This window comes from Mesorhizobium loti (genome assembly GCF_003148495.1).
Taxonomy (GTDB): domain Bacteria; phylum Pseudomonadota; class Alphaproteobacteria; order Rhizobiales; family Rhizobiaceae; genus Mesorhizobium; species Mesorhizobium loti.
Window position 1 is genome coordinate 299,205 of the sequence record NZ_QGGH01000002.1, and the last position, 25,261, is coordinate 324,465.

Annotated in this window: 21 protein-coding genes and 1 riboswitch; of the genes, 10 read left to right on the forward strand and 11 right to left on the reverse strand. The window is 63.6% G+C overall.

Features of this window, described 5'->3' with window-relative positions; translation table 11 throughout:
* Window positions 1-59: 59 nt before the first annotated feature.
* From C8D77_RS09950 to murA, 4 genes are all read right to left on the reverse strand, one after another.
* Window positions 60-1,577 (reverse strand): ABC transporter substrate-binding protein, encoded by a 1,518-nt coding sequence (locus tag C8D77_RS09950; RefSeq protein WP_109661900.1) that lies wholly within the window; start codon window positions 1,575-1,577, stop codon window positions 60-62.
* 147 nt (window positions 1,578-1,724) lie between these two features.
* On the reverse strand, window positions 1,725-2,648 hold the full coding sequence (murQ, locus tag C8D77_RS09955) for an N-acetylmuramic acid 6-phosphate etherase (protein WP_109661901.1): 924 nt from the start codon (window positions 2,646-2,648) through the stop codon (window positions 1,725-1,727).
* Window positions 2,649-2,822: 174 nt separating this feature from the next.
* Complete coding sequence (locus tag C8D77_RS09960) at window positions 2,823-3,704, reverse strand: glucosamine kinase nucleotide-binding domain-containing protein (protein ID WP_109661903.1); 882 nt, start codon at window positions 3,702-3,704, stop codon at window positions 2,823-2,825.
* Window positions 3,701-4,957 carry a UDP-N-acetylglucosamine 1-carboxyvinyltransferase gene (gene murA / locus C8D77_RS09965; protein WP_109661905.1) on the reverse strand — a complete coding sequence of 419 codons (1,257 nt, stop codon included), beginning with the start codon at window positions 4,955-4,957 and terminating at the stop codon, window positions 3,701-3,703. Before murA ends, C8D77_RS09960 begins: the two co-directional genes overlap by 4 nt.
* Before the next feature lie 181 nt (window positions 4,958-5,138).
* On the opposite strand from murA, the gene C8D77_RS09970 reads away from it, so the two are divergent.
* Both C8D77_RS09970 and C8D77_RS09975 read left to right on the forward strand, forming a co-directional pair.
* Window positions 5,139-5,999, forward strand: a complete 861-nt coding sequence (locus tag C8D77_RS09970) for a MurR/RpiR family transcriptional regulator (RefSeq protein WP_109661907.1) — start codon at window positions 5,139-5,141, stop codon at window positions 5,997-5,999.
* Window positions 6,000-6,134: 135 nt separating this feature from the next.
* Window positions 6,135-6,824: an SDR family NAD(P)-dependent oxidoreductase gene (locus C8D77_RS09975; protein ID WP_109661909.1), complete on the forward strand. Its 690-nt coding sequence runs from the start codon at window positions 6,135-6,137 to the stop codon at window positions 6,822-6,824.
* Between the two features lie 102 nt (window positions 6,825-6,926).
* On the opposite strand, the gene C8D77_RS09980 is transcribed toward C8D77_RS09975, so the two are convergent.
* Window positions 6,927-8,282, reverse strand: coding sequence for a glutamine synthetase family protein (locus tag C8D77_RS09980; protein ID WP_109661911.1), 1,356 nt, complete (start codon window positions 8,280-8,282; stop codon window positions 6,927-6,929).
* Window positions 8,283-8,503: 221 nt separating this feature from the next.
* Window positions 8,504-9,202 carry a GntR family transcriptional regulator gene (locus C8D77_RS09985; RefSeq protein ID WP_109661913.1) on the reverse strand — a complete coding sequence of 233 codons (699 nt, stop codon included), beginning with the start codon at window positions 9,200-9,202 and terminating at the stop codon, window positions 8,504-8,506.
* A gap of 392 nt (window positions 9,203-9,594) precedes the next feature.
* On the opposite strand from C8D77_RS09985, the gene ftsZ reads away from it, so the two are divergent.
* The 6 genes from ftsZ to C8D77_RS10015 all read left to right on the forward strand — a co-directional run bounded on the left by ftsZ (window position 9,595) and on the right by C8D77_RS10015 (window position 18,213).
* Window positions 9,595-10,632 carry a cell division protein FtsZ gene (gene ftsZ / locus C8D77_RS09990; RefSeq protein ID WP_109663255.1) on the forward strand — a complete coding sequence of 346 codons (1,038 nt, stop codon included), beginning with the start codon at window positions 9,595-9,597 and terminating at the stop codon, window positions 10,630-10,632.
* Between the two features lie 187 nt (window positions 10,633-10,819).
* Window positions 10,820-12,205, forward strand: coding sequence for an SWIM zinc finger family protein (locus C8D77_RS09995; protein WP_245951733.1), 1,386 nt, complete (start codon window positions 10,820-10,822; stop codon window positions 12,203-12,205).
* The gene (locus C8D77_RS10000) at window positions 12,202-13,629 is read left to right on the forward strand and encodes a DUF5691 domain-containing protein (RefSeq protein ID WP_109661917.1); all 1,428 of its coding nucleotides are present in this window, start codon (window positions 12,202-12,204) and stop codon (window positions 13,627-13,629) included. Before C8D77_RS09995 ends, C8D77_RS10000 begins: the two co-directional genes overlap by 4 nt.
* Before the next feature lie 31 nt (window positions 13,630-13,660).
* Window positions 13,661-14,740: an ATP-binding protein gene (locus tag C8D77_RS10005; RefSeq protein ID WP_109661919.1), complete on the forward strand. Its 1,080-nt coding sequence runs from the start codon at window positions 13,661-13,663 to the stop codon at window positions 14,738-14,740.
* 4 nt (window positions 14,741-14,744) lie between these two features.
* The gene (locus tag C8D77_RS10010) at window positions 14,745-16,994 is read left to right on the forward strand and encodes a DUF5682 family protein (protein ID WP_109661921.1); all 2,250 of its coding nucleotides are present in this window, start codon (window positions 14,745-14,747) and stop codon (window positions 16,992-16,994) included.
* Complete coding sequence (locus C8D77_RS10015) at window positions 16,987-18,213, forward strand: VWA domain-containing protein (RefSeq protein WP_109661922.1); 1,227 nt, start codon at window positions 16,987-16,989, stop codon at window positions 18,211-18,213. Before C8D77_RS10010 ends, C8D77_RS10015 begins: the two co-directional genes overlap by 8 nt.
* Before the next feature lie 60 nt (window positions 18,214-18,273).
* On the opposite strand, the gene fba is transcribed toward C8D77_RS10015, so the two are convergent.
* Complete coding sequence (gene fba, locus C8D77_RS10020; protein WP_013532928.1) at window positions 18,274-19,338, reverse strand: class II fructose-bisphosphate aldolase; 1,065 nt, start codon at window positions 19,336-19,338, stop codon at window positions 18,274-18,276.
* Between the two features lie 449 nt (window positions 19,339-19,787).
* Between fba and C8D77_RS37560 the strand changes: the two genes are divergently transcribed.
* A complete protein-coding gene (locus C8D77_RS37560; protein ID WP_170136717.1) occupies window positions 19,788-19,985 on the forward strand; it encodes a hypothetical protein in 198 nt (65 codons plus the stop codon).
* Window positions 19,986-20,255: 270 nt separating this feature from the next.
* Here C8D77_RS37560 and C8D77_RS10030 read toward each other — a convergent pair whose 3' ends face one another.
* Both C8D77_RS10030 and C8D77_RS10035 read right to left on the reverse strand, forming a co-directional pair.
* On the reverse strand, window positions 20,256-20,729 hold the full coding sequence (locus C8D77_RS10030) for a 6,7-dimethyl-8-ribityllumazine synthase (protein ID WP_109663258.1): 474 nt from the start codon (window positions 20,727-20,729) through the stop codon (window positions 20,256-20,258).
* A 77-nt stretch (window positions 20,730-20,806) separates the two neighbouring features.
* Window positions 20,807-20,951: riboswitch (FMN riboswitch) on the reverse strand.
* Between the two features lie 67 nt (window positions 20,952-21,018).
* Window positions 21,019-22,188, reverse strand: coding sequence for an MFS transporter (locus C8D77_RS10035; RefSeq protein ID WP_109661926.1), 1,170 nt, complete (start codon window positions 22,186-22,188; stop codon window positions 21,019-21,021).
* A gap of 49 nt (window positions 22,189-22,237) precedes the next feature.
* On the opposite strand from C8D77_RS10035, the gene C8D77_RS10040 reads away from it, so the two are divergent.
* On the forward strand, window positions 22,238-22,777 hold the full coding sequence (locus C8D77_RS10040) for an Lrp/AsnC family transcriptional regulator (protein ID WP_109661928.1): 540 nt from the start codon (window positions 22,238-22,240) through the stop codon (window positions 22,775-22,777).
* A gap of 10 nt (window positions 22,778-22,787) precedes the next feature.
* Here the strand turns inward: C8D77_RS10040 and mtnA are convergent, their stop codons facing one another.
* Window positions 22,788-23,882 carry an S-methyl-5-thioribose-1-phosphate isomerase gene (gene mtnA, locus C8D77_RS10045; RefSeq protein WP_109661930.1) on the reverse strand — a complete coding sequence of 365 codons (1,095 nt, stop codon included), beginning with the start codon at window positions 23,880-23,882 and terminating at the stop codon, window positions 22,788-22,790.
* Window positions 23,879-25,153, reverse strand: a complete 1,275-nt coding sequence (gene mtnK, locus C8D77_RS10050; protein ID WP_109663260.1) for an S-methyl-5-thioribose kinase — start codon at window positions 25,151-25,153, stop codon at window positions 23,879-23,881. The genes mtnA and mtnK overlap by 4 nt, the downstream gene beginning before the upstream one ends.
* Window positions 25,154-25,261: the final 108 nt, after the last annotated feature.

The following is a 25,261-nucleotide window of genomic DNA, read 5'->3' on the forward strand; positions in this document are numbered from 1 at the left end:
CGGATTCAGATTTCAGGTCGAATCGACCTGAAATCATCCGACTCTAGAGCCTGCGGCGGCTACTGCTGGATGGTAACCTTGCTCAGGCTGAACAGCGTGCCCGTCGGCGTCGGCACGAACCCGGCGATGTTCTTCTGTTGGGCCGTATAGCTGTAGGACGTGTAGAGCCAGATCCACGGTGACATTTCGGCGAGGTGCTTCTCGAATTCGGCGAAGATCACCTTGCGCTTCGCCGGATCGGTCTCGGCGCGGCCTTGCTGCATCTGGCTGTCCAGCGTGTCGTCGATGTAGTTCGCCACCTTCTGCAGATTGCCCGCCTTGGTCCAGTAGCGGTTGTACATGGTGTAGGGGTCGGCGCGGCCGCCATTGAGCGCAATCGCCATATCGAAATCGCCCTTCAGCCAGGCGTCGACATAGACGTTGAGCTCCATCATCTTGATGTCGAGCTTGACGCCGATTTCAGCGAGCTGCGACTGGATGACCTGGGCTTCTGCCGCTGCCGTCGGTGGTTCGCCGGTAGCGCCGATCACAGTCGCCGAAAAGCCATCGGCATAGCCGGCCTCTGCCATCAGCTTCTTGGCCTTGTCGACGTCGCGCTTGTAGCAAAACAGCTGACTGGGCTCGGTCGCGAGCGCCGGGATGGTCAGCGGTCCGGTGACCTTGCCTTCGCCGAGCGAAGCGGTGTCGAGCACCTCCTGCCGATCGATGGCGCAGGAGATCGCCTGGCGCACCTTGAGCTCGGTCATCGGCTTGCGCGACGGATTGAGCTGCAGCACGTGATAGGAGAGCACCGGTACGCGGTTCAGCTGCAGGCTGGCCTCCTTCGGCACCAGCGTGGCGACCAGTGGGTCGTTGAGCAGCGCGAAATCGATCTGCTTGGTGCGCATGGCGGCGAGGATCGCCGCTTCGTCCGGCAGCACGCTGATCTCGATGCCGTCGACGCCGGTCGCGCCGCCGGCCCAATCCTTGTTGGCGCTCAGCACTTCTTTGGCATTCGGGTCCCATTTGTCGAGCTTGAACGGGCCGGAACCGACCGCCTTGGTGCCGATCGAACCGGCCTTGATTTCGCTTGCCGGAACGATGGCCGCGTTGACGTCGCTCATCGCCGTCAGGATCGGCGCATCAGGCTGCGACAGATGGAACACGACGGTTGCCGCGTCAGGCGTGTCGATGCCGGCGATCGACAGGAAGTTGGCGCGCGCGGCCGCCCCGGTCTTCTCGTCGAGGATACGCTCGAACGATGCCTTGACGTCGGCCGAAGTCACGGCGGTGCCGTCCTGGAACTTCGCCTTGGGATCGAGCTTGAAGGTCAGTGCCTTGCCGTCCTTGGAAAACTCCCAGGAGGTGGCGATGGCGGGGATGATCTGCAGGCTGGCGTCGACCCGCACCAGCGGCTCATAGATCAGCTCCAGTAGCCGCAGCGACGAAAAGGCCGTCTGCTTATGCGGGTCAAGCCCGGTGGCGTCTTGCGACCAGGCCATATGCAGCGTTGCCGCTTGCGTCGAAACCGTGGCGATGCCGAGCATTGCCGCCAGCGTGATGCCCGATAGCAGTGTTCTTGTGAGATGCCCTATCATTTTCGTCTCCCATTCTGATTTGACTTGATGCCTTGCAGTTTCTGCCGACCGCTTCCAAGACACACATGATTTGGAGTATCGGCCCAGTCTAAGCGGCTTCACGCCGTCTTGTCTAAAGCGGCTTTAGCCGTCTTGTCTCATGCAGCTTCATGTCGTCATGTCGCTGATTGCCTTTCGCAGGAAGCCTCCGGCTTTGCCGAGCGCCGCGCGCGCCTCCTCGACGCCCATGCCGGTGATCGTCAACAGGATCGCCAGCTTCACATCATTGCCGGTCTGGGCGAGCACCTGCTTGGCCTGCTGCGCGGTACAGCCGGTCGTATGCATGACGATCCTGATCGCCCTCGCGACCAGCTTCTTGTTGGACGGGTTTAGATCGACCATCAGGTTCTGGTAGCTCTTGCCGATGCGGATCATCGAGGCGGTGGTCAGCATGTTGAGCACCAGCTTCTGCGCGGTTCCCGACTTCAGCCGGGTCGAGCCGGCGAGCACCTCCGGGCCGACCACCGGCGAGATGGCAATGTCGGCGATGCCGGCAATGGTCGAGGCCGGATTGCAGGACAGGGCGACCGTCGTCGCGCCCACCTGCTTGGCATAGTTCAGCCCGCCGATGACATAGGGCGTGCGGCCGCTGACCGCGATGCCGACCACAACATCGTTTGATGTGAGCCCGATCTCCTGCAACGCCCTGGCGCCCATTTTCGGATCGTCCTCGGCGCCTTCCGTCGACCGCACCAGCGCGTCGGGGCCACCGGCGATCAGGCCCACCACCATGCCTTCGGGCACGCCGAAGGTGGGCGGACACTCCGAGGCATCGAGAACGCCGAGCCGGCCGCTGGTGCCGGCACCCATATAGACAAGCCGCGCGCCTTTCTGGAAGGCAAGCACGATCCGATCCACCGCGGCCGCAATCTCAGGCACGACCTTCTCGACCGCCGCCGGAACGACCTTGTCCTCGTCGTTGATCTTGCGCAACACGTCGATGGTCGGCAGCAGGTCGATGTCCATCGTCCTCGGGTTCCGGCCCTCGGAAACCAGCCGGTCCAGTTCGGACATCAACCCTTGCTCGGTCATTAGCTTGCTTTCAAAACCATGCGGCACAGCCGGAACAGCAAGGCCAACCAGCGCCAGCACACACGGACCAAGGGTCCGTCGTCGCTGCCCTGTTTTCTTTGTTAACTTTTTAGAATTTTATATTCATGCAGTCAACAAAAAATTGGAATATTTTATTCCTTCTCTGGCAAGGCGTTACTGTCCGTCGAGGGACCTTTTGGCAAGGATGATCGCGCCCGACACAGCATCGCCGTCTGCGGGCTTCAGGCGGCGCCGGACATCGGGAGAGAGCCAGGGTTCGAGCGGACTGGAGAGGCCGCCCAGCAAGGTCACGCGCGGCGCGCCTTTTTCGAACAGCACCCGCACCAGCGTATCGATCTGCTCGGCAGCACTTTGCACGATGCGCCGTCCGACCGGATCGCCCTGGTCAGCATGGCGCATCACCATCGGCGCCAGGGCTGCGTAGTCCGTGGCGGTTGCCCGATCCATCCAGGCAACCGCTTCCATCGGGTCGCTATGGAAACGCTGCATCACCTCCGCCAGCAGCGCTGTCGGCTCATGCCTTCCATCATGCGCGCGCAACGCCAGTTGCACAGCCTTCAGGCCAAGGTCGGCACCGCTGCCCTCATCGGAGATCGGAAAGCCGTAGCCACCAACACGCAGGTCGCGTCCCTCGACGAAGCCAAGGCCGATCGAGCCCGTTCCGGCGATGACAATGGCGCCGTCCTGGCCGGAATGCGCGCCCAGGCAGGCGCCGACGCCGTCGCTGACGAAATCGATGCTGGCAAACGGATGCACGATCGCCCGCAACGCCTCCAGCGCACCTTTGCGGCCGATGCCGGCAAGTCCGATGCCGGTGTGTATCCGGGCGATCTCCACTGCACCGAAGCCAGCCTCCTCGATGGCAGTGCCAAAGGCTTTTGCGACAGACGCCCAGGCCGCATCGATGCCGAGCCGCGTTGTCGCCGGCCCCGACAGGCCTTGCCCCAGCACCGTCCCGTCAGCGTCTTCGATACGGGCGCGGCAACCGGTTCCGCCGCCGTCGACGCCCAGAAAATAGTGTTCCACACCGTTCATGCGCTCAGCCGCTCGATGTCGGCGCCGCACAGGCGCAGCTTGCGGTCCAGTTGTTCATAGCCGCGGTCGAGGTGATAGACGCGGTTGATGGTCGTCTCGCCCTCGGCGACAAGTGCGGCCAGCACCAGCGATACCGATGCGCGCAGATCGGTGGCCATCACAGGCGCGCCATGCAGTTTCTCGCCACCACGCACCAGCGCCGTGGTGCCTTGCAGCTTGATGTTGGCGCCGAGCCGCATCAGTTCGGGAACATGCATGAAGCGGTTCTCGAAGATGGTTTCGCGCAGCAGCGACGCGCCGTCGGCGCAGCACATCAGCGCCATGAACTGCGCCTGGAGATCGGTCGGAAACCCCGGATAGGGTTCAGTCGTCAGGTCGACAGCCCTGAGCGGCCGGTCGCGCGAGACGATGAGCCCGCGGTCGCCGGGCCAGACGCTGACGCCGGTGGCCTCCAGCAGTTGCACCACCGAGGCCATATGCTCGAGCCGGGCGTGCGTCAGTTCCAGTTGGCCGCCGGTGATCGCAGCGGCGATGGCGTAGGTGCCGGCCTCGATCCGGTCCGGGATGATGTCGTGCCTCGCCGCATGCCAACTGGTGTCGCCGGCGATCAGGATGCGGTGCGTGCCGGCGCCCTCGATATCCGCGCCCATGGCGGTGAGGCAAGCGGCGAGATCCGCCACTTCGGGCTCGCGCGCCGCGTTGAGGATCTCTGTTTCGCCCTTGGCCGTGGTCGCCGCCATGATAGCGGTTTCCGTCGCGCCGACCGATGGCGAGCTCAAGACGATGCGCGTGCCGTTCAGCCCGTTCGGCGCAGAGGCGACGATCGATCCGTTCTCGATGGCGATCCTGGCGCCCAGTGCCGCGAGTGCCGCGACATGCATGTCGACCGGCCGCGCGCCGATCGCGCAGCCGCCCGGCAGCGAAACCCTGGCATGGCCGAACCGGGCCAGCAGCGGCGCCAGCACGAGCACCGTCGCACGCATCTTTCGCACCGTGTCGTAGGACGTCTCCTTGGAAACGGCGGCGCTGGTGTCGATCGTCGCGGCATGGGCCGACCGGGCCACCTCGGCGCCGTGCAGCCGCACCACGCCGAGCATGTTTTCGACGTCGGTCACATCAGGCAGATTGGTCAGTTCGAGCGGGTAGGGGCTGAGCAGCGCCGCCGCTATCTGCGGCAGGGCCGCATTCTTGGCGCCGGATATGGTGACCGCGCCTTCCAGTCTTTGGCCGCCGACGATCCGCAATCTATCCATGGGCTGCAACCTTGTGCGACGAAAGCCGGCCACACCCGGGCGGCTTCTCTCTGGAGACGCTGCTCCGAATCCCGGATTTTGGCCCGGTCCAGTTGGAGAGTTAATTCTACGTTCTTGGCTGTCAATCGGAATTGGAATATTTTATTCCTTAGCCCGGCATCTGAAAGCGCGAGGAAATCCCGTGTCCGTTCTGAACAGGATCAATGCGAAACTCGACGGCATGGCGCCCGGCGATCGCGAGATCGGCCAGTACATCGTCGACAATCCCGACCAGATGCTGCGCCTGTCGACGGCCGCACTCGCGGCCGAGATCGGACGCAGCCAGTCGAGCGTCGTCAAGTTCAGCCAGAAGCTCGGCTATGCCAGCTATCAGGAACTCAAGCTCGCCGTCAGCGAGGCCAAGGCGCAGGAATGGCAGGTGCCGGCCGGCATGATCCACGGTTCTATCGAGGTCGGCGACAGCTACCAGGTCATTTTGAAGAAGCTGATCGGCAGCAAGCTTCTGTCGATGCAGCGGACCGCCGAGGCCAACAGCGAGCGGATCATCTCCAGGGCGCTGGAACTGCTGGACAAGGCGCGCCGCATCCATCTGGTCGGCGTCGGTGCATCCTCGCTGGTGGCGCGCGATTTCTCCTACAAGCTGATGAAGCTCGGCCGCAATGTCCTGCACGACAGCGACAGCCACATCCAGATGGCCAATGTCTCGACGCTCGGGCCGGGCGATGTGCTGTTCGCGCTGTCCTATTCCGGCGCCAGCATCGAAACCCTGCGCATTGCCGAGCTTGCCCGCAAGCGCGGCACCATGGTGATCGCCGTCACCGGCCTGCACGACAATCCGCTGAGCCGGGTCGCCGACATCTGCCTCTACACGATCGCCGACGAAGAGCGTGCGCGATCCTCCTCCATCACCGCGCGCGACGCGCAGCTGACGCTGACCGACCTGTTGTTCATCCTGCTGGTGCAGAAGCAGCCGGATGCCAATGAGTATGTCCACAACAGCGAAGCGGCGGTCTCGGTGCTGAAGGCCGAGCGGTCTTCGTAGCGCCACAGGCGATATTGGATTGCGCACGCTGGTTCTGCAGCCGTCTGGCTCAACAACTGCAGCAATGCCATCTCTTGCCTGTCACCCGCGAAGGCGCGACCCTGCTTCAGTCCAAATCCGCAAGGAGAGAAAATCATGACATCCGATGTGGCCGTCATTGCAGGCGCAGGCGCTGGTCTGAGCGCCTCGCTTGCGCGCCTTCTCACCCGGGAGGGCTTTCGCGTGGTTCTGGCCGCCCGCAACGTCGAGAAGCTGAGCGCTCTGGTCGACGAGACCGGTGCGCTGGCCGTCGAGACGGATGTCGCCGACGCTGCGTCCGTCGCCAGGCTGTTCGACGCCGCCGACAAGGCCGGCCCGCTGGCACTCGCGGTGTTCAACGCCAGCGCGCGCACGCGCGGCCCGATCGCCGAGCTCGATGCCGAAGCGGTCAAACAGGCATTGCTGGTCGGTGCCTATGGCGGCTTCCTGGTCGGCCAGCAGGCGGCGCGGCGGCTGCTGGCGCGGGGTTCCGGATCGATCCTGTTCACCGGCGCCACTGCCAGTGTGAAGGGATTTCCCAGCTCGGCCGGCTTTGCCATGCCTAAATTCGGCCTGCGCGGCCTGGCGCAGTCCATGGCCCGCGAGCTCGCCCCACAGAACATCCACGTCGCCCACTTCATCATCGACGGCCAGATCGAGCCGCCCGGACAAGCAGCCGATCCCGAGCGGCCGGACCGCCGGCTATCGCCGGACGCCATCGCCGAGGCCTATCTCACAACCCATCGCCAGCATCGCAGCGCCTGGAGCTCGGAGCTTGAGCTGCGGCCCTGGGTCGAGGCGTTTTGACAATCCAGATGATCGCCCAGGGGAAGTAACGCATCGGGGTCGATGCGGTCGTAGTTCACACCGCCGACAATCTGGTCGACCACGGTGCCCCTATAGGTCAGTCTAGACGCTTTCGAGGTATGTCTCGATCTCGAAATCGCTGACATTGAGCGCGAACGTGTTCAATTCCTGCCGTTTGCAGGCAACGAAAGAGTCGCGCAGGATGGCCGGAAAGATCTCCGCCACATGCGTCCCGCTTTCAAAGGCGGCGATCGCGGACGCCCAGTCCGGTGGCAGCTTTGCCGGCGGAAGTCCCTGGCCGTCAGTGCCGATCGGATCCCCTGGCGACAGCTGTCTTTCGATGCCGGTCAGCGCGGCGCCCAGTATGGCCGCAAGCACCAGATAGGGATTGGCGTCAGCTCCGGAAACGCGATGCTCGATACGACGCGCACCGGTCGGTCCGCCGGGAATGCGGATCGCGACCATGCGGTTCTCATAACCCCAGGCGACCGCGGTTGGTGCGTAGGATCTTGGGCGTAGCCTGCGGTACGAATTGAAGTGTGGTGCGAACACCAGCGTGCTCTCGGCCATTGCCGCAAGCAGGCCGCCAACCGCATGGCGCATGGTCTCCGAGCCCTGGTCTGTGCCGTCGTCGAAGACGTTGCGGCCTTCGCCGTCGACCAGGGAGAAATGAACGTGAAAGCCATTGCCGGCCCGGTCGCCATAGGGCTTGGCCATGAAGCAGGCGGCAAAGCCGTGCTTGCGGGCAATGCCCTTCACCGTGCGCTTGAACAGCACCGCGTCGTCGGCAGCCCGCAAGGCGTCCGCAACATGGTTCAGATTGATCTCGAACTGACCGACGCCGTTTTCGGCGATGGCGGTGTCGACGGGAATGCCTTGCGTCCGGCAGGCTTCATAGACGTCGTGGATGAAGGATTCGAAGTCGTCGATCTCATCGATCGACAGTGCCGCGTCGGAATCGAGACGGCGCCCGGTCACTGGTGAAACAGGTCCGACCGGCCGCTGCGATTGCGGATCGACGAGATAGAATTCGAGTTCCGTTGCCGCGACCGGAGTCAGGCCCAAGGCTTTGTAGCGATCGAGGATGCGGGCCAGCGCCCGTCGCGGGTCGCCGAGATAGGGCGCGCCGCTTTCGTCGGCAAGCCAGAGCGGGATGAGCGCCGTCGGATGGGCCGTCCAGGCCACCGGGAGAATGCCGCGCCCCGTCCACTGGCACAGTCCATCGGCATCGCCGGTCGAGAAAACCAGGCTATTGCCTTCGATATCCTCGCCCCAGACATCGAGCCCGATCAGCGAGTAAGGCATGCGCAGCTTGCCTTCCAGCGCCTTTCTTGCCTGCTCGACCGGTATGCGCTTGCCGCGCATGATGCCGTTGAGATCGCACACCGCGGCCCTGAGGCTCTGGATGTCGGTTCTGCTTTCAAGCCAGTTCAAAACGTCCGCAATTGCATCGCTCAATTTATAACCTCTGGTTTTTGAAGGTCTCCGCAAGCCTGACCGGCTGCACTGTCCCTGGTAAATAGCTTGTGAGTTTTTGAAAAACGGACCTGGCTGTCGCCAAGGGGCTTTTCCTTATTTTTTCAAGTCACTAGCCGGGATGTCGGGAGGCATTTCAAAACCAATTGCGCGATCTGCGATCGCAACATAGAGGCAAGAGCACGGAAAGCCAAGGGGCGACTTCAGCTTCTCGTCTTCGGAAATCTGGCCTGCCGCAGGATGTGCGAGGCGCCTTCGTCGATATCACGCACGATGGCCGCGCGGGCGCGCTCCCCATCCTGGGCTTCGATCGCGGCGACGACTTCCTCGTGATAGTCGATGTCGAGAATGGAGGCGAGATCATCCTCGAACCCCATGGCGAGGTTCCTGAGAAACGGGCCGACCTGCATCCACACGGTCTCGATCAGGAAGATCATCTGCTCGTTGCCGCAATGGCGATAGATCGAGAATTTGAAATCGTGGTTCTTGCGCAGGTAATCGTCGATATCGCCCTTGCGGGCCGCCAAGGTCAGGTCGGTGCAGTGGCGCCGGATCGTCCGCAGATTGTTGCCGTTGATGCGTTTTGTCGCAAGCTCGGTCGCCGAGCCTTCGAGGATCGTGCGCACAGCGCTCAATTGCGAAAACCGTTCCGCCGAAATGACCGGCACTTCCACGCTGCCGTTCGGCATCGGGCTCAGCGCCCGCAGTGCCTGCAGCCGCATGAAGGCGCTGCGCACCGGCATGTCGCTGGTGCCGAGTTCCTTGGCGAGTTTTCGCGACGTCAGCTTCTGGCCCGGCGTGAACTGGCCGGACATCAGCGCCCGCACGAGCTCCAGATAGACCTTCTCATGCAAGGGAACGGTGTCGACGGCGGTCAACCCGAATTGTGTTTTGTCGGCCATTGGCGGGGGCGCTACTTCATTCGTTCTGAAATCTGCCCTGACGACAACAGCCGCAGATAATCTTGCCTGGCCGATCGCGGCGAGAACGCCAAGTCAGCGATTTATCGACACATGATAGACGCTTCGATCGTTGTGCGGCAAGCCAGCCGCTACCCTGCCGGCAGTTGCACCTGAGGCCTTGCGGCCAGATTGTTGGGCGCTCTGCCAATTTGTGCAAAACCGTCATCACAAATCTTGACCTTCCGCGCACTTGCACCTCTGGCCGCTCTCTGGCTTTTTGGGGTACCCATCGCAACGGACTGATTCGCGTCATGCCGCTCGATTGCAATCTGCCCAAAAGCAGTCTGCGGGTGGGTCGTGAAGCGCGCGCAATTGACGAAGGAGAAACAGGCATGGCCGAGTTCAAGAAGCCCGAAATCTCCGAGATGAGACCCAAGATCACCGTCATCGGCGTTGGTGGTGGTGGCGGCAATGCCGTCAACAACATGATCGCGGAGCAGCTTCAAGGAACCGAGTTCATCGCCGCCAACACCGACGCGCAGGCGCTGACCATGTCCAAGGCGACGCGGCTGATCCAGCTTGGCGCGCATGTCACCGAAGGATTGGGCGCCGGATCGCTTCCCGAGATCGGCCGCGCCGCGGCCGAGGAATCGCTCGACGAGATCATGGACCATCTGGCCGGCACGCATATGTGTTTCGTCACCGCCGGCATGGGCGGCGGCACGGGAACCGGTGCAGCGCCGATCATCGCTCAGGCGGCGCGCAAGGCCGGCATCCTGACGGTAGGCGTCGTCACCAAGCCTTTCGCCTTCGAGGGCAGGCGCCGCATGCAGATGGCTGAAGAGGGCATCGAGCGGCTGCGCGAGAGCGCCGACACGGTGATCGTCATCCCGAACCAGAACCTGTTCCGGATCGCCGATGCCAAGACCACCTTCGCCGACGCGTTCGTCATTGCCGACCGGGTGCTCTACTCCGGCGTCAGCTGCATCACCGATCTCATCGTCAAGGAAGGCCTCATCAATCTCGACTTCGCCGATGTGAAATCGGTGATGCGCGACATGGGCCGCGCCATGATGGGCACCGGCGAGGCGTCCGGCGAAGGCCGCGCGATGAAGGCGGCGGAAGCCGCGATCGCCAACCCGTTGCTGGACGAAGTGTCGATGAAGGGCGCCAAGGGCGTCCTGGTCTCGATCTCGGGCGGCAGGGACATGACCCTGTTCGAGGTCGACGAGGCCGCCACCCGCATTCGCGAAGAAGTCTACGAGGATGCCGACATCATCGTCGGCGCCATCTTCGACAAGGGCATGGAAGGCCGCTTCAGGGTCTCGGTGGTGGCGACGGGCCTCGACCGTGCGTTTGGAGCAGAAGATGGCGATGCCGGCATCGCCCGCGACCACGCCGGCCAGCCGCCAGCGCGGACGCTTCAATAAGGGGGTTCGGCGCATTTCCTTGCCGAGATGTGTTTTTTCGGGGAGACATCGCCAGCGGGGCAGATTGGCCGACGGTCAGCTGTATCGACCTCTGTACCGCTGCTGCTACAAGAATCCGTCATAGACGGCCATCTATACTGGCTACCCGTATCGTTCGAGCGACGAGAGGCGCGGCTTGGAATTTGACTTGAAAACCATCGAAGCGCTTGCGCCCGATCAGGCCTCGTTGAGTGCCGCTTCCAGGCTGACCAAGCAATCGAACTGGCCACGACTCGAGAAGAGCGAACAGCTGGCGCTCCTCTGGGGGGAGTGCCAGGGTTCCGGCTCCAATCCTTATCGCGTGGTGGTCGACACCGGGGACCACGGCTACAAATGCACGTGCCCGTCGCGGAAGTTCCCCTGCAAGCACACCTTAGCGCTGATGTGGATAGCCGCCACCACGCCGGCCAGTTTTGCCGCCGCGGGCTCGACCCCCGAATGGGTGAATGATTGGCTCGGTCGCCGCAGGAAGACCTCACCGCAGCCGACGGGGCCGGCGCCCGGTGCGGGAGGCAAGAGTATTGGCGAAATCTCGCTCGACGACGAAAGTACCGTTGTCGAGGACGCCGCTGCGGTCGAGCGCCGCGAGGCAGCGCAGCGAAAGCGGACGCAGGACACGCAATCCGCCGTGTCGGCGGCGCTGGATGAACTGGATCAATGGATCGCTGATCAATTGCGGCTTGGCCTTGCCGGCTTTGTCGACAACAGCAGCGACCGTTGCCGCCGGATTGCGGCACGGCTGGTCGACATGAAAGCAACGGCGCTTGCCGGCCGTATCGACGAGATTCCGTCACGGCTGATGGGGCTGCGCAGCGAGGAGCGCCCGGACGCGGCGATCCGCGAACTCGGCAAGCTTGTGCTACTGGCCAAGGCCTGGCGATCGACACCAGGCGACGCCGAACTGAGGCGGCTCGTATCGACCTCCGAAAACCGTGAGCAGGTACTGGCCAATCCCGAAGCGATCCAGGTAGAAAGCATCTGGGAAGTGCTCGGCGAGAAGATCGAAACCCGCCGTGACGGTCTTGTCAGCCATTCGACCTGGCTGCTCAACCTGAAGAGCGCGAGCCCGCAATTTGCTCTCTTGCTCGACTATTTTCCGGCCTCAGCGGGTCGCCGGTCGAACGCCTTCACGTCAGGAGACCGGTTTGATGCCAGGCTGGTCTTTTATCCGGCACGCCAGCCGTTGCGAGCACTAATGACGGACCGCAAGGGCGATGTCCCGTCAGGTGAGTGGCCTGATTTCGGCTTTGACGCAGGCGATCCGCTCGCGGCCCATGTCGCTCACCAGGACACAGCCCCCTGGCTCACCGACTGTCCCGTCATGCTGCCGCCCGGCGCGATCCTGCTGGACGATCGCGGTGCCGCCTGGTGGCAGGCAACCGGCGATCCGCATGGTATCGCCTTGCCGATCGCCGACACCGTCAATCCAACGCTGCTTGGGCTGGACCTCACGGCAACGGCAGCACTTTGGAACGGCAGCCGGCTGGACCTGCTGGCTGCGCAAAGCAGGTTCGGGAGGCTTGACCTGTCGTGAACGAGATCGAGCAGACCGGCCTGGCGACCATGCGCGACAGCTGGATCACCGGCGGGACCAGCTTCGATCTGGCTCCAGCCGCGTGGAAGGAGATTGCCGGTGGCGCAAGCCTCGACGAGCGCGAGCGTCGCCTGTTGGCAATCGCCGCGCAGGCCCTCGACATTGCCTTGCGGCCAGCCGCGCCCAAGACGCTGAAGCGCCGCCCAGTGCTGCCTGAACTTGCCTTGCCGATGCTGCCGGAGCGGCTGCGGCCGCTTTTGCGAGCGGCGCTGAAACACGCCGGCGACACAAGAAGCAAGACGCGTGTGGTGTCGCTCGTCGCCAGCCGCGGCTTCGTGCTGCATCCGATGGACTGGATGCCGGCCGTGTCGGATCAGAACGGCCCGGACGTCTATGCACCCTGGATCGACTGGCAGGCAGGCGCGGACGGCGAAAAACACACCCGCCAGGAAAAGTTGACCGCGGAAAACTGGGATGACTTCTATCCCGCCGCGCGTCGTACGGCGCTCGCGGATATGCGCCGCACCGCGCCGGCATCGGCTCGGCAACTGATCGAGACCAAGGGATCCGGCGAGCCGGCCGAGATCAGGCTTGCACTCATCGAACTCATGCGCTTCGGCCTCGGCGCCGATGACGTGCCGTTCCTGAAGAGCCTCTCCGCCGATCGTTCCGGCAAGGTACGCGAATTGGCCGGCCGGCTGCTGGCAAGGCTCGGAGAGCATGGCCAGCTTGGCGATGGCGGGCCGGAAGATCCAACAGCAGAACTCGCCGCCTTCATCGCGGAAGGCAAATCCGGCTTCATCCGCCGCCGCACCACCTACACGCCGGCAAAACTCAAATCGCCGGCGCAGGAAAGACGTCGTGCCGAACTGTTCGAGACCTGTAACCTGGTCGACCTCGCCACGCGCTTCGGCACCACCGAATCCGAGTTTATCGGGGCGTGGCAATTCGGCGCCGAGAACGATGCCGATATCCTTGTTGCCCGAATGGTCGCCGCGTCGGGCAGCGAAGCGGCGGTGACGCACATGGCGGATACGCTTGTCGCCGAAGGCGGCAAGCCGGCGCTTTTCGTCCTCCACCTCATGCCGCGTCTGGACAACCGCAGGAAGCGTGTCCTGGTCAGGCTGATCCTGAAAGATACGCAATATCTTGGTGCGCTCAACCTGGCCGAGAGCCTCGAAGCAAGCTGGCTGGAGTGGGCTGACCTGACAAATGGCCAGACCCTGCCAATGCTGCGTTCTGCAGTTGCCGGAAACGATGACGCCGTCAAGCGAGGCGTCGATCAGCTACTGGAAACAATGGGCTTTCTCGCCACGGCGGCGACAGCGGAAAAATTGATCGGGGACGTCGTTGTGGCCGGTATGGCCCCGGCAGCGCCTTCGCTCGGTCTTCTGCGCCTCAACGCATCACTGGCCGAGCCTTGAATCGACACATGATCAATCCGGAGAACAGCTAATGAACGCAGCCATCCGTCTTCCGGTCGAGCAGGCCTATGCCGCCGAGTTGCAGGCGCTCGCACGCAATGACGACCGGCAAAGGCCTGCCGGATGGAGCCTTTCGCCAAAGGCGGTTCTGATCTATCTGCTTGGCGGCAAGGCTGACGACGGCACGCTGATAACGCCGAAATATGTCGGCCGCCGCCGGCTGATGGAAACCGCGGTGGCGACGCTCGCCACCGACCGCGCGCTGCTGCTGCTCGGCGTTCCGGGCACGGCGAAATCCTGGGTCTCGGAGCATCTCGCCGCAGCCATCATGGGTGACTCGACATTGATCGTGCAATGCACGGCCGGCACCGATGAGAACCAGATCCGTTATGGCTGGAACTACGCGCAGCTGCTGGCCAAGGGCCCAAGCCAGGACGCGCTGGTGCCGACTCCGCTTTACCGCGCCATGCGAGACGGCAAGCTCTGCCGCCTCGAGGAACTGACGCGCATGGGTTCGGACGTGCAGGACACGCTGATCACCGTGCTGTCCGAAAAGATGATGCCGATCCCCGAACTCAACACATCGATCTATGCGCAGCGCGGTTTCAACATCATCGCCACCGCCAACAACCGCGACAAGGGTGTCAACGAGCTGTCCTCGGCGCTCAAGCGCCGCTTCAACGTCGTCGTGCTGCCCTTGCCTGAAGATATGGCCGAGGAAGTAGCGATCGTCTCTAAGCGCGTCGGCGAGATGGCCGGCGGTCTCGACCTGCCGGTACCGAAGAATGTCGGCGAGGAGATCGCCCGGGTGCTGACCATCTTCCGCGAATTGCGCTCCGGTGCGACATCAGACGGCAAGGTGACGTTGAAGACGCCATCCGGTTCGCTGTCCACGGCGGAGGCGATCGCAACGGTGGTCGGCGGCCTCAGCCAGGCGGCGTGGTTCGATAGCGGCAAGCTTGGCGCCGAAGGCCTTGCCGCCAGCCTTGTCGGCGCCATCGTGAAAGATCCGGTGCAGGACAAACTGGTGCTGGAGGAATATCTGGAAACCGTGCTCAAGAAGCGGCCCGACTATGCCGGCTACTATGCGGCCCTGAACGCGGCGATCTGACGCCATGGCGCTCAGCGACGTTTCCTATTTTGGCATACGCCATCACGGGCCCGGCTCCGCCGACAGCCTGGTGCAGGCGTTGCAGGATTTGAAACCGGTCGCCGTGCTGATCGAAGGGCCGGCCGACGCCTCGGCGCTGCTGCCGCTGCTTGCCCGCGCCGAAATGCGGCCACCGGTAGCGCTGCTCTGCTATCCCGAAGATGATCCGGCTTCGACCGGTTTCTGGCCCTTCGCTGAGTTCTCGCCGGAGTATCAGGCGACGCTCTGGGCCGTCGCCAACAACGCGACAGTGCGGTTCATCGACCTGCCGTCATCAGCCCGGGCTGTGCCCATTGAGGCCGAGGGGGAAACCGATGACGATAAAACTGAAGCCAACCTAGAGGCTGACTTGGCGCCGCATTTGCGGGACCCGATCGGAACGCTGGCACAGGCCGCCGGCTATGAGGATGGCGAGAGCTGGTGGTCCGATATCATCGAGCAGAACCCGCAGCCCGGCCCCATCTTCGCTGCCATAGCCGATGCGATGACGACGCTGCGGGACGGCGAAGGTCCGCTCGCCGCATTCGAGGCAAAGCGCGAAGCGCATATGCGGCTTGAAATCACCGCCGCGCGCAAGGAATTCGATGGCCCGATCGCCGTCGTCTGCGGCGCCTTCCATGTGCCGGCATTAAAAGCGACACGACCGCAGAAAGACGACCAGGCCCTGCTCAAGGGGCTTGCTCGGCGCAAGAGTATGATGACCTGGGCGCCATGGACCGGACCGCGCCTTGCGCTCGGCTTCGGCTATGGCGCCGGCGTCGTCGCACCCGGCTGGTGCAAGCATTTGTGGCAGACGCGTGGACAAGGTGACGCCTCGGTCCTGTGGCTTGCGCGCATCGCGGCAGTGCTGCGGGCCAAGGGGCACATGGTCTCGACCGCCTCGCTGATCGAAGCCGAACGGCTGGCCCGGACGCTGGCTGTGATTCGCGAGCGGCCAAAGCCCGGCTTTGAGGAACTGCGCGACGCCTCGATCGCGGCCCTGTTCAACGGCGAAGCGCTGCTGTGGGCGCTGGTCGAAGCCGAATTGCTGCTGGGCGCCGATGTCGGTGAAATTCCGCCAGACACGCCGCTGGCACCGTTGATCGAGGATCTGCAACGCAACCAGAAGGCAGCGCGGCTGAAGCCCGAGGCGCTGGAGCGCGAACTGTCGGTCGATCTACGCAGCGAGAGCGGGCTGTTTCGGTCGACCTTGCTGCACCGGCTGAATGTGCTTGGCGTGCATTGGGGCAAACTGGCCGACAGCGGCCGCAGCCGCGGCACGTTTCGCGAGCGCTGGGCACTCGCCTGGGAGCCGGAATATGCCGTGCGCCTGGTCGAGAATCTGGTCTATGGGCCGACCATCGAAAAGGCCGCCAATGGCCGGCTGATCCAGATGATCGGCGCGGCGACGTCTCTTGATGCGATGGCCGCGCTGGTCCAGGGCGCCATCACGGCAAACCTGTCGGAAGCGTCGACCGCGGGTCTGGCGACACTTGAGGAACGCGCGGCGCGCAGCAGCGAATGCCTGGAAATCCTGGCATCGGTGCCGCCGCTCGCCGACATCATCCGCTACGGTGAGGCCCGCAAGACGGAAACCGCCCGTCTCTCCGGTCTGCTGGAGCGGCTGATCGTCGAAGGTGGGATTGCACTTGCTTATGCCGCCCGCGACCTCGATGCCCAGGCTTCAACGACGCTGGTTGGCGCGATGCGCAAGGCTGATGAAGCGATCAGGCTGGTCGAACCTGAGCAGGGCGTTCTGGACGCATGGCGCAGTGGACTGGCCGCCGTGCTCGATGGATCGCGATCGACGGCGCTCGTGGCGGGCTGTGCCGCGCATCTGCTTTACGAAGCCGGCCATGTGTCTGCCGACGCCGCGGCGGCCCTGATCGCAAGGCGTCTGTCTCCGGGAACGCCGGTCGCCGAGGCGGCAGGGTTCTTCGAGGGTTTCTTCAGCACCGCCGGCCAACGACTGATCTATGACGAGGGACTGCGCGGCGCGGTTGATGCCTGGCTCAAATCCCTCGACGAAGACGCCTTCATTGCCCATCTGCCATTGCTGCGCCGAGTGTTCTCGCATCTGGACTCGATGGAGCGGCGGCGACTGATCGAAGCGGTCCTCGGCCGGGCCAGGCGCTTGCCGGCGGGGCTGACGCCGACGCCGGATGGCAGTGAAGCCTGGCGCCGGCACCTGGAACGGCTTGGGCCTTTGCTGATGAGCGAGAACGGCAATGGATGAAGAGCCCGATATCGACAAAACCGAGCCGGCTGGCGACGGACGGGAGCGCCGCTGGCGGCTGGCGATCGGTGCCGATGACGAGGCCTCGTCAGCGCTTTCCGACAACGACAAGCGGCTCTCGGCGGCTCTCGATGCGCTCTATGGGGATGGCGCAGGCGATGCCGCTGCCGATCCGCGCAAGCGGCGCGGCGGGCTCGGCCGCTCGGCCCCACGAGTAGCGCAGTGGATGGGCGATATCAGGTCGTTCTTTCCCGCGCAGGTCGTCCAGATCGTCCAGAAGGATGCTTTCGAGCGGCTCAACCTGAAGCAGATGCTGATGGAGCCGGAATTCCTCAAGGCGATCGAGGCGGACGTCAATCTCGTCGCCGACCTGATTTCGCTGCGCTCGGTCATGCCGGCCAAGACCAAGGACATTGCGCGTACGATCATCGCCGATATCGTCGCCAAGTTGATGCAGCGGCTGGAGCAGAAGACAGCCGAAGCGATACGCGGCGCGGTCGACCGGTCGCAACGCACCAACCGCCCACGACAGCGCGACATCGACTGGCCGCGTACGATCTCGGCCAACCTTCGTCATTACCAGCCCGAGCACAAAACCATCGTGCCGGAGAAGCTGGTCGGCTTCATGCGCAAACAGCGAAGGCTGGTCGACCTGGATGAGGTCGTGCTGTGCGTCGACCAGTCGGGCTCGATGGCAAGCTCGGTGATCTACGCCTCGATATTCGCCGCGGTGATGGCCTCTCTGCCGGTCGTGCGGACCAAGCTTGTCTGCTTCGACACGGCGATCGTCGATCTGACCGAGGAGCTCAGCGATCCTGTTGAAGTCTTGTTCGGCGTGCAGCTTGGCGGCGGCACCGACATCAACCAGGCCGTCGCCTATTGCGCGGACCGCATCGAGCGGCCGACCAAGTCGCATATGGTGCTCATCACCGACCTTTATGAGGGCGGCAACGGTCAGGAACTGCTGCGGCGGCTTGCAGCACTGGTTCGCTCCGGCGTCAATGTCGTGGTGCTTCTTGCGCTGACCGACCAAGGCAGGCCCGGTTATGATCCGAAGATGGCGGGCTCGGTGGCCGCGCTCGGCATTCCGGTCTTTGCCTGCACGCCGGATCTGTTTCCAGACATGATGGCGGCGGCATTGCGACGCGAGGATATCGGCGCATGGGCGGCCGGCGCCGACATCAAGCTTGTTCGTGCCGAATCCGAAGCGCCGGAGTGAAACAGCTGGTACCAGAGCTGCCAGGATGCTCCTGGCAGCTCTGGTAGAGATCGCTGGAGCTCAGCCAAACTTCGGGTCGAGACTGCCCGACTTATACCGCTTGGCCATCTCCGCGACCGGCAGCGGCTTGATCTTCTGCGCGTTGCCGGCGGTGCCGAACTGTTCGAAACGCTCCTTGCAGAGCTTGCGCATGGCGGCCATGGCAGGCGTCAGGTACTTGCGTGGGTCGAACTCGCTCGGGTTCTCGGTCAGCACCTTGCGGATCGCGCCGGTCAGCGCCATGCGGTTGTCGGTGTCGATGTTGATCTTGCGCACGCCGTGCTTGATGCCGCGCTGGATTTCCTCGACCGGCACGCCCCAGGTCGGCTTCATCTGGCCGCCATATTTGTTGATGATCTCCTGCAGATCCTCCGGCACCGAGGACGAGCCGTGCATGACCAGATGCATGTTGGGCAGGCGACGGTGGATCTCCTCGATGACGTTCATGGCCAGCACCGCGCCGTCGGGCTTGCGCGAGAATTTGTAGGCGCCATGGCTGGTGCCCATGGCAACCGCCAGCGCATCGACATGGGTATCCTTGACGAATTCCACGGCCTGTTCGGGATCGGTCAGCAACTGGTCGTGGCTGATCGCGCCTTCGACGCCGTGGCCGTCTTCCTGCTCGCCGCCGCCGCTCTCCAGCGAGCCGAGCACGCCGATCTCGCCTTCGACCGACACGCCGCCCCAATGCGCCATGTCGACGACGCGCTTGGTGATGCCGGAATTGTAGGCGTAGTCGGCCGGTGTCTTGCCGTCTTCCTTCAGCGACCCGTCCATCATGACCGAGGTGAAGCCGTACTGGATGGCGGTCACGCAGGTGGCTTCGTTGTTGCCATGGTCGAGATGCATGCAGACCGGAATGTCGGGATGGATTTCGACCAGCGCGTCGATCAGCTTGGCCAGCACGACGTCATTGGCATAGGCGCGCGCGCCGCGGCTTGCCTGCAGGATGACCGGCGACTTGGTCTCCTCGGCGGCCTCCATGATGGCGAGGCCCTGTTCCATGTTGTTCATGTTGAAAGCGGGTACGCCGTAGCCGTATTCGGCGGCGTGGTCGAGCAATTGTCTCAGTGTTATGCGAGCCACCCAATAGTCTCCCGTATCTGGTTTCAAGCGCAACGTCGCGGGCCGGCCGGTCGCCGGTCGGCCCTGGATGCTTCTGGCCGGATTTCGAGCCAATCGCAACCTTCACAGGCCCTGTCGATCGCAATTCTTGTTGCAGCGCTGAAATCCTGCCTGTTTGGTCATCCAGTGCGCGAGCAGGTCGGACTTTGGTCTGAGATATCGCACGCATAGGTCCTGCGCGTTGTCTCAACAGCCTTTCCTGGGCAAGCTCAGGAATATTCGAACATTTGGCTGCGTTGCCTCCAGGTTAGCAACGGAGAATCCAGCTATGCATAAATCGACCTCAAGCCGGTTCATCTGGTTCGCACTGCGCGCCTCGACAGCGTTGGCCCTGACCGTAGCGCCTTATCATCTCAGTCTGGACGCCGCGTCCAAGATCGGACCCGCGGCGGCTTACGCTAAGAGTGGGGATGGCGGTGGTGGCGGAGAAGGCCATGGCGGTGGTGGTTCCGGCGGCCCGGGTTCCGGTGGCAATTCCGGTTCCGGGGGTGGCGATGACGGCGGTGACCATGACAGTGGCAATTCTGGGCCCGGGGGTGGTGGCGATGATGGCCCAGGTGACGATCACGGCGCAAACGACAGCGGTCACCACGGACACGAGCATGTGAACGCTGCGACTGGCGACAAAGTCGAAGTGGAAGGCAACAAGATCGAGGTCACTCATCCTGACGGGACCAAGGAGGAGATAGAGAACGGTAGGCTTGAGACAAAAGATGCGTCAGGCCGCACCATTGTCGAGCGTCGAGCCACTCCCGCGGATATAGCCCGGCTCAACAGCCTGTAGTTCCGCTGGACCTTTTCAAGCCAGTAAGAGCCTGCTGCCCGAAGGGAGGCAGCAGGCCGATTTAGGGAGCGCGGCGTGCGATCTGCGCGTTACGTCACGCCGCGATCAACTCCCGTGCCGCCAGGATCTGCACGCAGGCATTGGCCGCTTCCTTGCCCTTGACGGTGAAGTGCTCGAAGAAGAAGCGGTGATGCTCGGCGCTGTCGTGGTAGTTGTGCGGGGTGAGCACCGCCGACAGCACCGGCACGCCGGTCGACAGCTGCACGTTCATCATGCCGTCGATCACCGCGCTGGCGACGAATTCGTGCCGGTAGATGCCGCCATTGACGACAAAGGCGGTGCCGAGGATCGCGGCATAGCGGCCGGTCCCGGCCAGGGTCTTGGCATGCAGGGGGATTTCATAAGCGCCCGGCACGTCGAAGACATCGACGGTGAAGCGGTCGCCTCCGATGTCGGCCAGTTCCGCCTCGAAGGCCTGCACGCATTGGTCGACGATGTCGGCGTGCCAGCGCGCCCTGATAACGGCGACGCGGGTCGTTTCATAGTCTTTATGGGAATGCTGATTCATGGGTCCATCCTTCCGTTTCGAACCAGAATCAGGACGCACGATACGGATTAGGCCCGCGAAAAGCGGGCCGGCTTCCGTTTCGTTCTCTTCCATCCGGACTCTAACCGTCGGCCCCGGAATCACACCGGATCTGCTGACCTTTCCGAAACCGGAAAGCGCTCGCGGGCTCAGGCCGAAGCCTTTACCGCCGGTGGGGACTTTCACCCCGCCCTGAGAACATTAACGGGCTTTGTATGGAAGGGCAGGGCGCCGCTGTCAACCGTGAGAAGGTTGGGCCAAGCACGTTCGACTACCGCGTGCGCCACGCCGCCGCCGATGCGGCAACCAGCATGAGCAGTGCTGCAACCATCGCGCAGACAGCAAAGCCGAAGTTGGAATAAAGCGGTCCGAAGCTGGTGGTGCCGACGAAGACCGCGAGGTAGGTCACAGCGCTGTTCAGGCCCATGATCGTGCCGCGCCGCGACGGATCGAGCCCCGACAGGCGCGTCACCAGGACGTTCAATCCGAAATGATTGGCCAGTCCCCAGATCGCCACCATGGCCAGGATCAGGCTGAAGCTGTTGCTCGCCGCTGCAATCGCGACATAGACGGCGGCGACAAGAAGATAAGCGAACGGCATGACGCGGCGCGCGCCGATCCGGTCGATGACACCGTCGAGAAGTGCTGCCATGCCGAAACCCACGCCATAGGCAAGCGCCGCCAGCCCATTGGCGCTGACCGGCTCTCCCAGTCCGACATGAAGATGGTCGCCGAGATAGCCATAGACACCGTAGAAGGCGGTCATGAAGGCGGCGCAAGCGATTAGAAGCGGCACGATGCCGGGAATGCCGAGCGCTTCCAGCGGGGCAGGCGCCGGCCCGGCCTTCCTGATGTCGCTGAGCGACGTCACTGTAAGCCCCACCCATGCAAGGGCCGCAAGCACCGCGACCGCGGCAAAGACCGCGCGCCAGTGTACGAGATCGGCAAGCACGGCCGACAGCGAAACGCCGGCCACCATGCTGAGCGTCCAGCCGGTCAGCACGACGCCGATCGTGCCGCTCTCCCTGCCCGGCGGAGCGATGGCCGCGGCGCTGGCATAGATCGAGGGCATGGCGACGCCAGCGGCAATGCCGGCGAGCAGCTGCGCTGCGACCAGCATGATCACCGTGGGTGCCGCGGCACTCGCGACCAGCGCCAGTGCCAGCAGCAATAGTGCGCCCTGCAGCATCCGGCGTGCACCGAGCCGGTCGATGTAGCGGGCCAGGAACAGGGCGCTTGCGGAAGTGCCGAGGCCGAACGCGGCCGCCGCAATCATCACGGCCGGCACGCTGGTACCGAACGACGAGGCCACGGCAGGTGCAATCGGACCCAGCACAAGCGAGTTCGAGCCGATCACGGCGATGCATCCGGTCAGCAGATAGGCAAGCGCCGGAATCGGTGCTCGGGCAGTCAATGGTGCAACTTGATCAATGTTCGACATATCAGCATAATGGCCGTATTCTATTCAGCAGAGAACCAGGAATTTCGCCATGGATGAAGAAACAGATGGCATTCTGCAGAACAGGCCTGCGGCCCGCGACCTCGACGCGATAGACCGAAGAATATTAGGCGTCCTGGTCGATGACGCCACGATCAGCTACGCCGAACTCGGCGATCGCGTGGGCTTGTCGCCACCGGCAGCGCATGAGCGGGTCAAACGGCTCCGGCGTAGCGGCGCCATCCGCAACACAGTCGCCATCATCGATCCCCGGGCGGTGAAAAAGGCTTTGCTTGCCTTTGTCCATATCGACACCAGGGGCTGGGGAAAGACACCCGAACTGATGGCGGTCTCGCAATATCCCGAAGTCGAGGAGATCCATACCGTCGCCGGGGATACCTGCATGCTGCTGAAGATCCGCACGGAAGACACGAGGGCACTCGAAGGCCTTTTGGCGCGCCTGTACGAAACGCCGGGGGTCACCTCGACGCGCAGCTATGTGGTTTTATCGACCTATCTGGAGCGGCCGGTGCAGCCGGGCATTACCGAGACATGGCCGACCCCGAAGCATATGGCCGAGCCTCTGTACTAGAAGCGAGCGGCTACGCGCGCTCGGGAAACATCGCCTTCAGGCCCTCGCGCGATGCCTTGGCAACGCCGCGCTCGGTGATCAGGCCGGTCACCAGCCGCGCCGGCGTCACGTCGAAGGCCGGGTTGGCCGCGGGCGTCGTCTCGGGCGAAATGCGCACCTGGGCAATCTCGCCGGCAGCGGTCTTGCCCCAGACCAGCGACACCTCGTCGGCCGAGCGCTGCTCGATCGGGATCTCGGCCAGTCCGTCATGCACCGTCCAGTCGATGGTCGGCGACGGCAGCGCGACATAGAACGGCACATCATTGTCGGCGGCGGCGAGTGCCTTCAGATAGGTGCCGATCTTGTTGCAGACATCGCCATCTGCGGTGGTGCGGTCGGTGCCGACGATGACCATGTCGATCTCGCCGCGCTGCATCAGATGACCGCCGGCATTGTCGACGATCAGCGTGTGCGGCACGCCGTGCCCGGCCATCTCCCAGGCGGTCAGCTGTGCGCCCTGGTTGCGTGGCCGTGTTTCATCGACATAGACGTGGACCGGAATGCCGGCCTCCGTGGCCAGGTAGATCGGCGCGGTGGCGGTGCCGTAGTCGACCGTCGCCAGCCAGCCGGCATTGCAGTGGGTCAGGATGTTGACCGGCTCGCCCTTCTGCTTGCGCGCCGCGATCGCCTTGATGATGGCAAGACCGTTCTCGCCGATGGCGCGGTTGAGCTCGACATCCTCGTCGGCGATTTCGCCGGCGCGCCGGTAGGCGGCTGCGGCGCGTTGTTCTGTCGGCAGGGGCCGCAGGAAGCGCCGCATTTCATCGAGCGCCCAGCGCAGATTGATCGCGGTCGGACGCGTTTCGTGCAGGGTCTCCCACACGGTATCAAGTGCGGCATCCGACGGATCATCAGCCATCTGCATGGCGACGCCATAGGCTGCGGTGACGCCAATGAGAGGTGCACCGCGCACCCACATGTCGCGGATGGCGGTGGCGATGCCGGCAACGCTGCCGATCTTTTCGATGCGGAAATCATGCGGCAGCCAGCGCTGGTCGATGATCTCCACCGAACGCCCGTCGTCGCTCAGCCAGATGGTGCGATAATGGCGGTCGCCGACGTTCAAATGCTGCTCTCCTGTTCGATCAGCGCGGCCAGTTGGTTGACCTCGTCGATGCTGTGGATCTGGCGCCGGTTGACGGCGATGTGACGGCCGAATTTCAGCGCCTTTGCCTCACAACTGGCGCGCAAATCCTCGTCGGCAATGGTCTCGAAATCGGCATTGTGGGCGAGGCCGAGGATGCGCCGGTGCACCTCGATGCCAGCAAAGCCGAGCAGGTCGGTCCAGATCTGGTGCAGCACATGGTCGAGCGCCTGCTCGGCGCCGAGCCTGTCGCCCTGATCCTCGAACAGGCTCTTCTGATAGAGCATGCCGGTGCGCTCGGTACGCCACAGATGCGAGAACTCGGCGCGGAACACCGACCAGGTCTCGGTCGTCACCTCGAGCAGATAGGCGCGCATGGCGTCGCGCTTGCCCCTCTGCTGGTGGCCGCGCTGCGAGAAGAACGACATCCAGAAATTGGCGAGCAGCATGCCGACATCGAAGGCCATCGGACCGTAGAAGGCGAATTCCGGATCGATCATCCGGGTTTCCTGGTCGGTGACCATGATCGAACCGGAATGCAAATCGCCATGCAGCAGCGTTTCGGCATTGGCGGCGAAAATGTGCTTCAGCCGCTGCGCCTCGACCTTGAGGTCGCGGTCGGCACGCAGTTCGGCGACGAGGCCGTCGAGTTGCGGCGAGGTGTGGCGGTTCATCTTGGCGTCGAAATAGGGGTCGGAGAACACCAGGCTTTCGGTGATGTCGCAGAGTTCGACATTGTCGGCGAACAGCGCCAGATCGGCCTTGCGGTCCTTGGCCGCCATGTGCAGGTCGGAGCCGCGAAACAGCGTGCGGGCCATGAACAGGCCGATGTCCCGTGCAATGTTCGGCAACTGGCGGCCGTCGATTAGGGCGCGGCGCAGGATGATGTGCGGCGGCGCAAGATATTCCATGATGATCAGCGCCTGGCCTTCATCGAAGTAATGGATCGCCGGCACCGAGCCCGGCGCGCGCGCCTCCTGCCTTGTCAGCGCGTGATATTCGAAGAAGGATCGCTTCAGCGGCAGCGGCCAGCTGTCGCCGACCAGGCGGACATAGGGCAGGGCCTGCTTGACCACTGCCGCACCGCTGGCGCCCTCGACGATGAACACCAGGTTGAGATTGCCGTCGCCGACCTCGCGGACCTTCCAGCGTGTCGTGTCTTTGCCGATCTTCGCGCATAGCGCGTCGTTGTCACCGAGGCGGGCAGCCAGGGTCTCGACCGACAGTGCTTCGAACGGCAATTCTTCAGTCATCGTCATCCTCCCGCATATGCGCTCCGAACATAACGGAGGCATGGCGGCTGGGCCAAGCTAGGAAGCGATCTGGCAATTGTCAATCGTGTTGACAATTGCCGATGCAGC

Coding starts and splice junctions, on each gene's coding strand:
- murA (WP_109661905.1), bottom strand. CDS start 4,957: ATGGATAGATTGCGGATCGTCGGCGGCCAAAGACTGGAAGGCGCGGTC.
- C8D77_RS09960 (WP_109661903.1), bottom strand. CDS start 3,704: ATGAACGGTGTGGAACACTATTTTCTGGGCGTCGACGGCGGCGGAACC.
- C8D77_RS10015 (WP_109661922.1), top strand. CDS start 16,987: ATGGATGAAGAGCCCGATATCGACAAAACCGAGCCGGCTGGCGACGGA.
- C8D77_RS10035 (WP_109661926.1), bottom strand. CDS start 22,188: ATGTCGAACATTGATCAAGTTGCACCATTGACTGCCCGAGCACCGATT.
- murQ (WP_109661901.1), bottom strand. CDS start 2,648: ATGACCGAGCAAGGGTTGATGTCCGAACTGGACCGGCTGGTTTCCGAG.
- C8D77_RS09985 (WP_109661913.1), bottom strand. CDS start 9,202: ATGGCCGACAAAACACAATTCGGGTTGACCGCCGTCGACACCGTTCCC.
- mtnK (WP_109663260.1), bottom strand. CDS start 25,153: ATGACTGAAGAATTGCCGTTCGAAGCACTGTCGGTCGAGACCCTGGCT.
- C8D77_RS37560 (WP_170136717.1), top strand. CDS start 19,788: ATGGCGGTGGTGGCGGAGAAGGCCATGGCGGTGGTGGTTCCGGCGGCC.
- ftsZ (WP_109663255.1), top strand. CDS start 9,595: ATGGCCGAGTTCAAGAAGCCCGAAATCTCCGAGATGAGACCCAAGATC.
- C8D77_RS09975 (WP_109661909.1), top strand. CDS start 6,135: ATGACATCCGATGTGGCCGTCATTGCAGGCGCAGGCGCTGGTCTGAGC.
- C8D77_RS10030 (WP_109663258.1), bottom strand. CDS start 20,729: ATGAATCAGCATTCCCATAAAGACTATGAAACGACCCGCGTCGCCGTT.
- C8D77_RS10005 (WP_109661919.1), top strand. CDS start 13,661: ATGAACGCAGCCATCCGTCTTCCGGTCGAGCAGGCCTATGCCGCCGAG.
- C8D77_RS10040 (WP_109661928.1), top strand. CDS start 22,238: ATGGATGAAGAAACAGATGGCATTCTGCAGAACAGGCCTGCGGCCCGC.
- C8D77_RS10010 (WP_109661921.1), top strand. CDS start 14,745: ATGGCGCTCAGCGACGTTTCCTATTTTGGCATACGCCATCACGGGCCC.
- C8D77_RS09950 (WP_109661900.1), bottom strand. CDS start 1,577: ATGATAGGGCATCTCACAAGAACACTGCTATCGGGCATCACGCTGGCG.